Consider the following 13318-nt stretch of genomic DNA (forward strand, 5'->3'; position numbering starts at 1 on the left):
TTCAGACCAGCACAATCACCTGTACCAGCAGGATTTTGACGACGGTTCCCAACGCGAAAAGGGCACCGTAGGCCGACTCGATCCGTTCGTCATTAACGAGAGAGTTGGCGTAGCTAAGGATGGCGGGCTGACCAACGAAGCCTGCAAAAGCACCCGTAGCGCGTTGGGCCGAAAGCTTCATACACCAGGCTGCTGCGATGACGATCGCACCACCAAGGACTAGGGTCACAGCCGAGACGGCAATAACCGCCAGACCCGTCGCGCTCACCGCCTGGGACAAGAATGCTGGCCCGGACGCCAGCCCGACGCAGGCCAGGAAGATCATGAGCCCGAGCTGACGCAGAATCGCGTTCGTCGCGTGCGGCAATTGCCACCGCAGCGGCCCCGTGCGGTGAATCGATCCCAAGATCATGCCCATGACCAGCGGCCCAGCAGCGGTTCCCAGCTCGAACTGCAACCCCCTGGGCAGGGCCACCATGAGGGCACCGAGCAATAAGCCAAGAGCAGCACCCAATCCCAAAGACAGAGCATCCACTTGGGAGACGTGAGCCTCAGAGTCGCCAAAGAGGTCCGCAGCGTCGGAAAGGCGATGAGCTGGCACAACACACAGCACCCGATCTCCTGGCTGCAGGACGATGTCGCTGCGAGCCAACATATCGAGGTCACCGCGACGTACTCGCGTCACCTTGCCACTGGTACGTCCGCGCACATCGATGCTGCCTAAGGTGCGGCCCACCAAAGCCGGGTTGGACACCACAAAGCGCCGGAAATCGAGCTCGTTGCGCTCGTTGGTGAGGGTGCGCTCGGAGACGTGCCCGAGGTGCTCGACAGCACGATTGACGTCGTCAGGGTTTCCGACCACCAGCACCTGATCACCGACGTGGAGGTCGTCGTCGGGGGTGGCCAATCGCATCTCGCCGTCGCGCAGCAGATAGGACATCCGAACCTGGTCGTCACTAAAGCCAGGGGTCTGCCGGATCGATGTCTCCCGGTCGACGACTGTCGACACCGCGGTAAGCCCAGCCTCAGCCATTGAGGTGTTGTCTTTGCTGGCCGGCCAGCATCTCTTAGCAATGATTGCGACCATAATGAGCCCGACGACGACGCCCACGGGATAGGACAGCGCATACCCCACAAGAGTATCTGCGGCTCCATGGGTAGCCGTCGATGCGGCGTCAATGGCTGGTGAGGTGAGGACACCGGCGTACAGACCCGCAACGTGAGCCGGGGTTAAACCGAAGAGTCGCCCCAGGCCGAGTCCAGCTACGGCCATCGCTGCCAATCCGACGACACCGGCGAGCATGAGGCCCCACTGACGTTTGAGGTCAGATAAGAAGGTCGATCCAGCAGCCAGGCCCACGGTGTAGCAGAACAGCACGACGCCTAGGCCTTTGATCATCCCCAGGTTTTGACCGAAGCGAGGATCAAGGGCCCCGACGACCAGCCCCATAAACAGGGCTCCAGCGGCACCAAATCTCAACGGGCCGAACTTGATTTGGCCTAGCAAGGCGCCGGAGGCCAGGACGATCAGGATCGTCAGCAGTTGATGCGTGGCAAGAAAGTCGGTCAGTACTGTCATGAAGCTCCTGGCATCGTGCCGACGTTCCCGCCGCGACGGCAGGATGCGTCGTCGCAGCAATCCCGGTCGATCCGGGACTTAACCCTTGAATTGTAGGCCTTCGCTCAGACACAGAGGTTGCACACAGCTGCATGGATTGATGCCGCCCAACGCGAAGGTGCCGCCACAACGAATCGCGACGGCACCCGTGATGCGCTCCATCAGGGCTTGACCAGGATGCGGATCGGGTTGCCCTGGTGGGACTCGAGCTCCGCGATGCCACTCTCGACATCCTTCAACGGGATGACCTTTGAGATGGACTCCGTGAGGTCCAGGCGGTGATAGGACAACATCTCGGCGAGCAGGGCGATGTCCTGAGACTTGTAACCAAGGCGGCCGAGGACCTGCTTGCGTTGCAGGTTGAAGTTGAGGAATGGACCAGCGTCGATGTCCTGGGCGGACAGCCCGACCGAAACCGCCTTGCCATCGACGTCGAGGGAGTCGACGCAGGCACGCAGCGTCGGCTTGATGCCGACGGCGTCGAAGGCGACGTCGATCATGCGGCCATGAGTGATGTCCTCGTTTTTCTGCATGAGCTCGGGGTCGTCGCTACGCAGAGTGTGGTCGGCGCCGACTCGCTTAGCGCGCTCGAGGACAGCGTCATTGAGATCAATAGCAATGACGGGGACGCCGCCGGCAAGCTTGGCTAGTTGGACGAGGTGGGTTCCGACACCGCCGACGCCCCACACGGCCACGGCATTGCCCATGTGGACCTTGCCGGTACGCACGACGGCAGCATACGGGGTAGATACGGCGTCTGCGAGCAGAGCGGCCTGGTCCAGTGGGACGTTGTCAGGGATCTTCGTCATACCGGAGGCCTGCGCAATGTGGTACTCAGCCCATGCGCCGTCGTAGGCAAAAGCCATGAGGTTCAGATCCTGTCAGTCCGTGAAGGCACCGCGGCGGCACTTGCGACACTTGAGACAGGGGCGACCGGCGGATGGGATGACGCGGTCACCCTCCTTCCAACCGATGACGCCCGCACCGAGCTCGACGATGGTTCCGGATGCCTCATGGCCCTGAGTCACTACCGGCAGAGCTGCAGGGAACGCACCGCTAATGAGACTCAGGTCAGAGTGGCAAATACCGCAGTAAGCGACCTTGACAAGCACCTCACCGGGTCCCGGGTGCGGGATCGGGATATCTTCGAGGGTGATAGACCGATCTGCGGCGTGGAAACGTTCAGCAAGCATGGTTTCTGTCATCGTTGATCCCCTCTGCGAGCGCGCCGACCCCATTGCCAACTGCCAACGCTATTGATGCCAAGGTTAATACGGCATCCTGCGGTTTGCTCGCTACTCCAGCCGATCAGGACAGTGCGGCCTCGACAGCCTCCGCTAGCACTTTGTGCCCTTGCTCGGATGGATGATCCCCGTCGTCAGTGAGCAGTGCTGTGTCATCACGCGTGCCATCTGCTCCCCTAAACGGGGTACGGAAGTCGACGTAGACCGCTCCGACCTCGTGGGCGATCTTCTTGACGTTGGCGTTGAAGGCCTCGGTGATCATATCGGTCACCTTGACGTAGTCGGGCCCGTTCTCGCGGCCCGCCTTGCCGTCCAGCCCCACGTCCCAATACCCGGTGACGACAACAGTCGCTCTCGGCGTCTTCATCGCGGCCTTGACGCGTTCCAGGATCGTCCGCACCCGATCAGTCACACCGTTAACATCATCAGCTATACATGACGCATCAGAATGAGCACACTGACCCACCATTGTGTCGAGGTCGAAGTCGTTCGCACCGATCGTCACTATCGCTAGATCAGACGTTGCCAGCAGAGCCTTCGCGTTATTGGACTCAAGCTGGGTCAATAGGTCAGCGGTCTTGTATCCCGATACCGACTCGTTATGCACAGCAGCCTTCACCCCGGCTTTACGTGCCATATCGGTGCCGACTCTCTCGATGAACGTCGTGCAGCCGGTACATGTGCCGCCCTGCGGCACCGAATCACCCAGGCCGAGGGTCACCAAAGTTCCGCCATGCTCTGTCACCTGCCCAGCTGCGTACGCCGCAGGTGTTGGAGCTTGTAACGGCGTGACCGTCGACGAGACAGCAGAGAACGCGCTCGTTGCCGGGCCCGGCGCGCTCGCGGCTCTGGGCCTGTAGCGAATCTGAAACACCGACCCGAAGGCATGGGCATAAGGTCGCAACCCGATCGCTATTCCCGCCACGATCACCACAGCGACCACAACACTGAGAATCTTAAGAATTCTCTTCATGCTCTCATCCTGCCTTACCAAGCCTCACCTGCATACCTCTCGCAGCAGGAGTCCAATCTGCGTTCAGCAGATTCACAGCAGGCCACACCATCGTGGTCTGAAGTCAACCACGATGAGAAGGCAGTGCCAACTGGGCATGAACGACCGTCCGACCCATATGCACCCGGCCGGTCGACTCAGCAGTAAAGACTCTCGGATCTTCACTGCCCTGGTAACGCGCCACTTGCATCCCACGCACGGTGTCGGTGAGCTCGTCCACCTGCTCCGACAACTGTTCGATCCTACGTTCCATCTGAAGGATCCTTCGGATGCCGTTGAGGTTAATCCCCTCTTCCTGGGACAGATGCTGGACCATCCGCAACGCAGCAACGTCACGCATCGAGTAGCGACGCCCCCGCCCCCGAGTGCGTTCGGGCACTACAAGCCCGAGCCGATCGTAAGTGCGCAGGGTCTGAGGGTGCATTCCGGCGAGCTCTGCCGCCACTGAGATGGCGAAGATGGCAGCGTCCTTGTCGATCACCGCAAGATCAACAGCGTCGGATAGATTCCTGCTGCGCCTCACCATCTCACTTCACCTCCCATGGTCGCGGAGTGGCCTGGGGGAGGGAATCACGAAGTCTCTCCACGACATGCCGGGCGTCGTCGTCAAGACTCTCCGGGACAGCAATCTCAACGGTGGCGAGTAGATCCCCCCTGCTGCCGTCGGAACGCGGCACTCCACGCCCCCGCACCCGGAAGGTACGGCCATTCGGTGTCCCAGCCGGAATACGCAGTCGAACGGTCGTTCCCGCTAGAGTCGGCACCTCCACCTCGGCGCCTAGAGTGGCCTCTGGAAAGGTCACTGGCACGGTGACGGTGAGGTTGTGGCCGTCACGACCAAAGATCTCGTGTGGACGCACCGTCACCTTGACGTAAAGGTCACCCGCTTTCCCGCCATTCTCGCCAGGAGACCCCTTGCCCTTAATGCGAATGCGCTGACCATCCTCCACCCCGGCAGGGATGCGGATCTGCATAGACTTGGTAGACTTAGCCCGACCCGATCCGTGGCAGACCTGACAGGGGTCCTGAACGATCATGCCTCGACCGTGACAATCCGGGCAGGGCTCGGTCATCTCGAACACCCCACCAGCCGAGCTAGCATGCATACCCGACCCTTGACAGGTCGAGCACACTCGCGGAACGGTACCAGCCCGAGCTCCAGTCCCCCGACATGCCTGGCAGGGTGCCTGAGAGACCATGTCCATAGTGGCGGTGGTCCCAGACACGGCATCGTCGAAGGAAATCGTCGTCTCCCCCTCAACGTCAGCTCCCCGACGTGGCGACCGGGACGCTGTGCGACGTCCCCCGCTAGCCCCAAAGAGATTGCCGAACAGGTCACCGAACCCGTCCCCGTTGGAGGCAGTACGTAGAAAATCCTCCACGTTGACGCTGGTCTGCGCTCCACCACGCGGGAACCGGAACCCGCCTGCTGATCCGAACAGGCTACGAGCCTGGTCGTACTCCTTGCGCTTCTTGGCGTTCGACAGCACGTCGTTGGCCTCCGAGGCCTCCTTGAAACGAGCCTCAGCGGCTTTATCACCAGGGTGGGAGTCGGGATGGTTGTCCCGGGCGATCTTGCGGAACGCCTTCTTAATTTCTTCGGGCTTCGCGTCCTTGGAGACACCGAGGATCTTGTAGTAATCCTTCTCAGCCCAGTCCTTGGTACTCATCTAATTCCTCCCTCCCTGGCCATCGTCGGATTTGCGGTCATGGTGGCCTCATCGTAGTCGGCCAAGATCGCCGTCACTCGTTACGCGGCGTCTCGTCATCCTCGTTAGCCTGAGCGGACTCGCCATCAGCCTGGCTGGATTCATCGGCTGAGGTTGCGTTGGGATCCGGGTCCGAGACGGCCACACGTGCCGGACGCAGGACGCGATCGCCAAGCTTGTAGCCGGGCTGCATTACCTGGCTGACGGAGGTGACGGAGACCCCCTCCATCGGCATCTGCATGAGTGCCTCGTGGAGGTTCGGGTCAAAGACGTCACCCACCTCGCCGAAACTGGTCAGGCCGTGATTATTGGCGACCTTCTCCAGCTCGTCGACGACGAGCTTGAAACCACCCTCAACCTCACCGTGCTGACGAGCCATGGCGATTGAGTCGAGCACCGGCATAAGGTCGGTGATGACCTTGTCCACACCGGACTGACGCGACAGCGCGCGGTCACGGTCAACACGCCTCTTGTAGTTGACGTATTCGGCCTGTAGACGCTGCAGGTCCTCGGTACGCTCGGCCAGCAGAGCCTCAAGTTGGGACTCACGGGACAGTTCCTCCGGAGCCGGCGAGTCAGTGGCCAACTGATCAGCGTCGATGTCGACGTCACCAACAATGTCGGCAAAACGCTCGTCGACGTTGTCGTCGCGGTTCTCGTCGGCCTGGTCGTCGTCGGGATTGACGTTCTTATCAGTCATCTGTGTTCCTTCACGTGAGTGCCGGCCGCCCGGGCCCCGCGGTTGGGCCCCCGGGGGGCGGGGCGGGGGTCAGGCCGTGGCCCCGGTCACTTTTTCTCGTCCTCGTCGTCGACGATTTCCGCATCCACGACGGTGTCATCACCAGACTCCGAGCTGGCCGACTCTGCGTCCTGGCCCTGCGGATTCTCGGCCTGAGCCTGCTGAGCGGCAGCGTAGATCGCCTGGCCCATGGCGGACGCCTTCTGGTTGAGGTCGTCCATGGCGGCCTTAACCTCGTCGTCGTTGTCGGTGCCCTTCAGGGTCTCCTTCAATGTGGCGATGGCCTCAGTCACCGGAGTCTTGGTGTCCTCGGGGATCTTGTCGGAGTTCTCGTCGAGCAGCTTCTCGGTACGGAACGCCAGGGCATCGGCCTCGTTACGCATCTCAACGGCCTCGCGACGCTTCTTGTCAGCCTCGGCGTTGGCCTCAGCCTCCTTGACCATGCGGTCGATCTCGTCCTTGCCCAGGGCGGATCCGCCGGTGACAGTCATGGACTGCTCCTTCCCGGTGGCCATGTCCTTGGCGTGGACGTGGACGATGCCGTTGGCGTCGATGTCGAAAGACACCTCGATCTGCGGGATGCCGCGCGGGGCCGGCATAAGACCGGTCAGCTCAAAGTTGCCCAGCGACTTGTTATCGCGGACGAACTCGCGCTCACCCTGGAATACCTGGATCATCACCGACGGCTGATTGTCCTCAGCAGTAGTGAACACCTCCGAACGCTTGGTCGGGATGGTGGTGTTGCGCTCGATGATCTTGGTCATCACGCCGCCCTTGGTCTCAATGCCGAGGCTCAGCGGGGTGACGTCGAGGAGCAGTACATCTTTGACCTCACCCTTCAGCACACCGGCTTGCAGGGAGGCGCCGAGGGCCACAACCTCATCGGGGTTGACGCCCTTGTGCGGATCCTTACCAGCGAGTTCCTTGACGAGCTCGGCGACAGCGGGCATACGGGTCGAACCACCAACGAGGATGACCTCGTCGATCTGCGAGACGTTGAGTCCAGCATCCTTCATGACGGCGTTGAACGGGGTGCGGCAGCGCTCGAGGAGGTCGGAGGTCATGCGCTGGAACTCAGCGCGGGTCAGCTTCTCGTCAAGGTGGAGAGGCCCGGCAGCACCAGCGGTGATGTACGGCAGATTGATATGAGTTTCAGAAGCCTGCGACAGCTCAATCTTGGCGCGCTCGGCGGCCTCCTGCAGACGCTGCTTGGCCATCTTGTCGGCAGCCAGGTCGATGCCGTTAGCGTTCTTGAACTGGGTGACGAGCCAGTCGACGATGCGCTGGTCCCAGTCGTCACCGCCGAGGTGGTTATCGCCGTTGGTGGCCTTCACCTCGAAAACGCCGTCGGAGATGTCGAGCAGGGAGACGTCGAAGGTGCCACCGCCGAGGTCAAAGACCAGGACGGTCTGGTCCTTGTCGGTCTTGTCGAGGCCATATGCCAAGGCGGCTGCGGTGGGCTCGTTGACGATACGGTCGACGGCCAGACCGGCGATCTCACCGGCCTCCTTGGTGGCCTGACGCTGGGCGTCAGAGAAGTAAGCCGGGACGGTGATGACGGCGTTCGTCACCGGCTCACCGAGGTAAGCCTCGGCATCCCTCTTGAGTTTCTGCAGAATGAACGCACTGATCTGCTGAGGCTTGTAGGTCTTGTCGTCAACACCCATGGTCCACGCTTCACCCATATGGCGCTTGACGGAGCGGACGGTGCGATCAACGTTGGTGACGGCCTGGCGCTTGGCGACTTCGCCGACGAGGGTCTCGCCGGAGTTAGTGAATGCGACCACCGACGGGGTGGTACGAGCACCCTCAGCGTTCGGGATGACAGTGGGCTCGCCGCCCTCAAGGACGGCGACGCACGAGTTGGTGGTTCCGAGGTCGATACCGACTGAACGGGCCATAGTTGGTTTCCTCCTGATGGACGAATGTTCTGGGACTACATCCCCTTGAGCGACTTCGACTCAACCCTAGACCCTGAGTCGCAAGCACTCAAGTTGACGTTGGCTGATTTTTCATGAAGTTGAGTTCGCTACACTCAACCGACGATCCGGCGGGAGTATTCCCACCCACCGAAAGTCTCGTCAGGACATCCTCAGATGGCCCCCTCCGGCCATGAAAAATGCCGGACGGCGAACCGTCCGGCAGCTTCCGCACTTCACGTCAGTGAAAATACGGGATAAGCAGGTATAACCCATACAAGACGATGAGGCCTGCGACGCCAATCGCCGTCCAGCCCAGAGCCACCAACCCGGCGGCACCGTCGCTGCCAGCCTCCGCGCGCGCATGCGCCCGATCGAGCATTAGTGCCCCACCCGAAACGACGGAGACAATGAGAACGGTGGCCACGACGGTGACGACGGACACCAGCCCTAGCGAAGTCCAATCAATATTCATGCTGCAGTCCCTCCGGCTACGGCGGAGCCCTTACGGACGCCCACCTGGGTGGAGTCGTTAACGTTCCTATGGTCAACCTTGTGCTGGTTGGCCTGACGGACAATCAGTGCGGCCATGACAGCCAGCAAGCCGAGGTCGACAATGACGCCCCAAGTGCCGGCACCGGCGACGGCTGAGGTGACGGCACCAACGAGAGCGGCCGCCGGCAGCGTGACGAGCCACGCGATAACCATCTTTCCAGCGGTGGCCCAGCGAACCTCAGTGTGACGGCCGATACCCGAGCCCAGAATCGATCCCGAACAGACATGGGTGGTCGACAGGGCGAAGCCCAGGTGCGAAGAGGCCAGGATCGCGGCAGTGGAGGCCGTCTCAGCCGCAAAACCCTGCGGAGACTCGATATCACATAGACCTTTGCCCATGGTCCGCATGATGCGCCAACCACCCGAATAGGTACCTAGACCGATGGCGCACCCCGCAGCCAGGATGACCCACCACTCTGGGCCAGTGCCGGAGGCCTGGTATCCAGCGGAAATGAGGACCAGGGTAATGATGCCCATCGTCTTTTGACCATCAGAGGTGCCATGCGCGAGAGCAACCATGGAAGCTGAGACCCGCTGGCCGTTAAGGAACATCCGCGAAGAGTGGTGCGCAGTGTGGTTGGTGATGCGGTAAGCCAGCCACGTGGCCACTAAGGCCGCGATACCCGCAACGAAAGGGGCAACCAAGGCCGGTAGAACGATCTTGCTCATGATCTTGCCGGCGTCGATGCCACTCATACCAGCCTCAACCAACACAGCACCGATAAGGCCACCAAAGAGGGCATGGGAGGAGCTGGATGGCAGACCGAACAGCCACGTTGCCAGATTCCAAATGATGGCACCGATAAGACCAGCAAAGACCATGGGAGCGGTCACCAGGTGGTCGTTGACGATACCGCCCGAGATCGTCTTGGCGACCTCAGTCGACAGGCAGGCGCCAATGACGTTGAGCACAGCCGCGATGATGACGGCCACCTTGGGCTTGAGCGCCCCGGTTGCCACCGACGTTGCCATAGCGTTGGCTGAGTCGTGGAAGCCGTTAGTGAAGTCGAATGCCAACGCCGTCACAACGACGATGACCACGATTAACAGAGTCGAACTCATGCAAGATCCTTCGTGCGGGCCGTAACGCCCCCGGACGGCAAGCTGGGATCCCCCGCCCCTCACCGGAGCGGGGAGGACGGTCAGCCAGAACCCGGGAGCAGCTCCAGCCGGCTGACACGTTACGCCCAGTTGGCCTATCTTCGCGCGGCGGGATCACCTCAGATGACATCAAGGTAAACGATTTTCACCCGACACGCTGCCGTCCGACACAAAACTCCGCCGTGTAAACCTGACTTCACGCGGTGTTTGACAGCGCAGCTCCAACTATCGCACCGCTCCGCTACCGCTGTTGTTAGCCAAGAGTTCACCATGACTTCACATCAGCCCCGGCCGCGGCAGGCGTTACACCATTGCCCATCTTCACAGGAAGATAACAGGAGACACACAAGGTAAAACGGACTTTCCACGTGAAACCCTTAGTCCATGGCACTCCCCACACAACCTCCCAGATTCACCGGCGCTGACGGGTCCCCCATCCGCGTCCTGGTCGTTGAGGACGAGCCGAGCCTCACTGGGTTGCTCTCCATGGCCATGCGTTATGAGGGATGGGACGTCACCACCGCTAATTCCGGTGCTCATGCCGTCCACGAAGCACAGGCCACCCGCCCTGATGTCATCGTCCTCGACATGAGGCTGCCTGATTTCGACGGGCTCGAAGTCATGAGGCAAATCCGAATGAACCAGCCCACTGTTCCGGCGGTTTTCCTTACCGCCAAAGACGCCATTAGTGGCCGTATCGCTGGCCTCACGGCCGGCGGCGATGACTACATCACCAAACCTTTCTCCCTCGAAGAGGTCATCGCCCGGTTACGCGCCCTCCTGCGCCGTGCGGGGGCCACTGAGCCCAAGTCCGACTCCATGTTGACGGTTGGAGATCTCACCCTTGACGAGGACTCCCGGGAGGTACGCCGAGCAGGCGAAGAAATCCACCTGACGACCACCGAGTTTGAGCTGCTGCGCTATTTCATGCGCAATCCCAAGCGAGTGCTCTCCAAAGCCCAAATCCTTGATCGAGTGTGGAATTACGATTTCAGAGGTCAAGCCAATGTCGTCGAGTTGTACATCTCTTACCTGCGCAAGAAGATCGACAGGGGACACACACCGATGATCCACACCATGCGTGGGGCAGGTTACGTTCTCAAACCTGCGGAATGAGAACGTCCAAGCGATTTCTCCCCTAGCCCACCTATAGACGACCACCCGCTCGACTCGCGCTGGAACGAATCCCCCCAAAGCACAGATCCACATGGCATCTGGATCGATGGCCTCTCGGGTCCTCCCCAATGACCTCAACTTAGCATCACGTCTATAAAGCTTCTATCCCCTTCGTGAGGAAATATGCTCCCCACAAAATTGGGATGACGATAAGACGAATAAGTGTAATAACGGAACACACTCTCGTCATTAATGACAGCGTGTACATTAATCCTGAAGACCTCGACGACTGGAACAGTCTCACAGAGCAGGAGAGGGAGAATCTTGCCGGTGAGTCGCCGTGGTGAGCGCAAGAATTCTATGACAGAAAGCGACTTGACTACCATCTAGCTATTGGTATGGGCCTTGCAGGGGCATGAATTACTTCCATGAAGGATAATGCCGTATGTGTCAATAGGATACCCACGAGCTGATTGACATGGCCACCGATTTCATGAATCGGCGTCCCCAACTTTCACGTGGCGGCCATTTTGAAATCCTTGAACATGATGGCATTAGCCACCTTTTCTACCGCAGGACTTCCTGCTGCCACTGGTATGACGTTCCTCACTCAGGGAAGCATGCACGTGGTGTAGCAGGCTCAGCGTCGAAGAGCGCAAACGTCGCCTGATGGGACTGCTGGAACAGGAGACCACTAAGTAGGCAACCGCCGCAGATCGACAGCCAGTAGGCTGGAGGCACTTACCCAAGACAAGGAGCTGGCATGTCCTCTGCCCCACTGTCTGCCACCGAGTTGGCCGGCATGATCGATCACACCCTGCTGACCCCTGAGGCCACCCACAACGACGTCGCCAAGCTGGTTGCCGATGCTAAAAAATATGGGACGTGGTCGGTGTGTGTATCGCCATCGATGCTGCCATTAAACCTCGACATGGGTGACGTGCATCTGGCCGTCGTGTGCGGGTTCCCGTCAGGCAAGCACACCAGCGCAGTAAAGGCTGCTGAGGCTCGCGAGGCCATCGCCGCAGGAGCCGAGGAGGTCGACATGGTGATCAACCTTGGTCTGATAAAGGAGGGACGCTGGGAGGACGTCACCGCCGATATCGCTGCCGTCAAGCAGGCCGTCCCGGATCCGAAGATCCTTAAGGTCATTATCGAGTCGGCGGTGCTGACCGACGACGAGATTGTGCAGGCGTGCCAGGCTGCCGAGAAGGCCGGCGCCGACTTCGTCAAGACGTCGACGGGATTCCACCCACGTGGCGGCGCAAGCGTCGAGGCCGTCAAGGTCATGGCTGATACTGTTGGTGGACGTCTGGGCGTCAAAGCGTCCGGCGGCATCCGCGACTACCAGACGGCATGCGCGATGGTCGAGGCCGGGGCGACGCGTCTAGGAGTTTCCTCGACCGCCAAGATCCTTGCCGGAGCTCCCGCGGAATGACACCATGCGTAGCGTTAACGCTGTCAAAGCACGGGCTGAGTCGACGACGGATTAACCTCAGCCGCGCCCTTGGCGGCAGCCTCGCGACGCTTCCAGTTAAGCAGCCACGAGACCTCGTTGCACAATAGCTGGCGTCGCGACGCCGAGTAGTACGAGCGCGGCGAATGGCCCAGACCGTCATATACGACGCTATTGCCCATTACCCAGCACATCGGGTAGAATTCCTCTCCGGTCTCGTGGAACAGCAGCGGGGTCGCGAGTGGGTTGATGTCCAGGTCGGAGTAGCGCTCGTCATAGACCACTACCTGCTCAACACCACGCAGAATCGGGTGATCTGCCGCTTCCGGCATGGGCTCAAAGACGGCGTAGGACCTCTCAGGATGTCCGCTCACTCCTAGCACCCACTTACCGCCAAGAATGGACGGCCACAGGTCCCAGTCACAGAAGGTGTTGCACGCAGTGTGTAGTCCGAGGATTGGCTTGCCAGCCTCGTGATGTTCCAGGATCTTGCTGTGGGCGCGCGACCACTCCGGGATGTAGTCCCACTCTTCCTCCGGGTCGCCACCCCCGGTATTGACGATGAGCAGATCCGCGCCGGCGAGGTGATCCAAGGCCTCCGGATATGATCGCCTCACCTCCACCTGATGGCCCCGCTCAGTCAAGACCTGGGAGACAGCCTCGGAGGTTGCGTCAAAATCGTGGATGTTGTCCGCATAACGCCCAGCCCCCGACAACACGAGAATGTGTCCCATCGGACTTCCTTCCTGATTCTGGGTAAACCCAAGGAATCACACTAGGAGACTAACTCGCAAAGGGCGAACCGGTGACGTTACAGCTTGGTGTCGAAATCTCCTCCCGAAACGAGGG

At 60.5% G+C, this 13318-nt stretch carries 11 protein-coding genes and 2 pseudogenes; 2 read left to right on the forward strand and 11 right to left on the reverse strand.

Annotated elements, in window-relative coordinates; all coding sequences use genetic code 11:
* Position 1: 1 nt before the first annotated feature.
* The 9 genes and pseudogenes from LRP59_RS00235 to LRP59_RS00275 all read right to left on the reverse strand — a co-directional run bounded on the left by LRP59_RS00235 (position 2) and on the right by LRP59_RS00275 (position 9858).
* Positions 2 to 1579, reverse strand: coding sequence for an aspartate:alanine exchanger family transporter (locus tag LRP59_RS00235; protein ID WP_002514475.1), 1578 nt, complete (start codon positions 1577 to 1579; stop codon positions 2 to 4).
* Positions 1580 to 1779: 200 nt separating this feature from the next.
* Positions 1780 to 2823 (reverse strand): annotated as a pseudogene (locus LRP59_RS00240) (zinc-binding dehydrogenase).
* 103 nt (positions 2824 to 2926) lie between these two features.
* The gene (locus LRP59_RS00245) at positions 2927 to 3835 is read right to left on the reverse strand and encodes an SGNH/GDSL hydrolase family protein (RefSeq protein WP_002514479.1); all 909 of its coding nucleotides are present in this window, start codon (positions 3833 to 3835) and stop codon (positions 2927 to 2929) included.
* A 103-nt stretch (positions 3836 to 3938) separates the two neighbouring features.
* Complete coding sequence (locus LRP59_RS00250) at positions 3939 to 4400, reverse strand: heat shock protein transcriptional repressor HspR (protein ID WP_002514480.1); 462 nt, start codon at positions 4398 to 4400, stop codon at positions 3939 to 3941.
* 1 nt (position 4401) lies between these two features.
* Positions 4402 to 5544, reverse strand: a complete 1143-nt coding sequence (gene dnaJ, locus LRP59_RS00255) for a molecular chaperone DnaJ (RefSeq protein ID WP_002514481.1) — start codon at positions 5542 to 5544, stop codon at positions 4402 to 4404.
* A gap of 73 nt (positions 5545 to 5617) precedes the next feature.
* Positions 5618 to 6283, reverse strand: coding sequence for a nucleotide exchange factor GrpE (gene grpE, locus LRP59_RS00260; RefSeq protein ID WP_002514482.1), 666 nt, complete (start codon positions 6281 to 6283; stop codon positions 5618 to 5620).
* An 86-nt stretch (positions 6284 to 6369) separates the two neighbouring features.
* On the reverse strand, positions 6370 to 8223 hold the full coding sequence (gene dnaK, locus LRP59_RS00265; protein ID WP_002514483.1) for a molecular chaperone DnaK: 1854 nt from the start codon (positions 8221 to 8223) through the stop codon (positions 6370 to 6372).
* A gap of 259 nt (positions 8224 to 8482) precedes the next feature.
* Positions 8483 to 8716 carry a hypothetical protein gene (locus LRP59_RS00270; protein ID WP_002514484.1) on the reverse strand — a complete coding sequence of 78 codons (234 nt, stop codon included), beginning with the start codon at positions 8714 to 8716 and terminating at the stop codon, positions 8483 to 8485.
* On the reverse strand, positions 8713 to 9858 hold the full coding sequence (locus LRP59_RS00275; RefSeq protein WP_002514485.1) for an inorganic phosphate transporter: 1146 nt from the start codon (positions 9856 to 9858) through the stop codon (positions 8713 to 8715). The genes LRP59_RS00270 and LRP59_RS00275 overlap by 4 nt, the downstream gene beginning before the upstream one ends.
* Before the next feature lie 423 nt (positions 9859 to 10281).
* Here LRP59_RS00275 and LRP59_RS00280 point away from each other — a divergent pair, with 423 nt between their 5' ends.
* Positions 10282 to 11013 (forward strand): response regulator transcription factor, encoded by a 732-nt coding sequence (locus LRP59_RS00280; protein WP_002514486.1) that lies wholly within the window; start codon positions 10282 to 10284, stop codon positions 11011 to 11013.
* A gap of 514 nt (positions 11014 to 11527) precedes the next feature.
* Here the strand turns inward: LRP59_RS00280 and LRP59_RS00285 are convergent.
* Positions 11528 to 11754, reverse strand: a pseudogene (locus LRP59_RS00285) (hypothetical protein).
* Between the two features lie 22 nt (positions 11755 to 11776).
* Between LRP59_RS00285 and deoC the strand changes: the two are divergent.
* Positions 11777 to 12451, forward strand: coding sequence for a deoxyribose-phosphate aldolase (gene deoC, locus LRP59_RS00290; RefSeq protein ID WP_002514487.1), 675 nt, complete (start codon positions 11777 to 11779; stop codon positions 12449 to 12451).
* 23 nt (positions 12452 to 12474) lie between these two features.
* Here the strand turns inward: deoC and LRP59_RS00295 are convergent, their stop codons facing one another.
* Complete coding sequence (locus LRP59_RS00295; RefSeq protein WP_002514488.1) at positions 12475 to 13203, reverse strand: ThuA domain-containing protein; 729 nt, start codon at positions 13201 to 13203, stop codon at positions 12475 to 12477.
* Positions 13204 to 13318: the final 115 nt, after the last annotated feature.

It is taken from the genome of Cutibacterium sp. 37298, assembly GCF_023838685.1.
Lineage (GTDB): Bacteria > Actinomycetota > Actinomycetes > Propionibacteriales > Propionibacteriaceae > Cutibacterium > Cutibacterium acnes.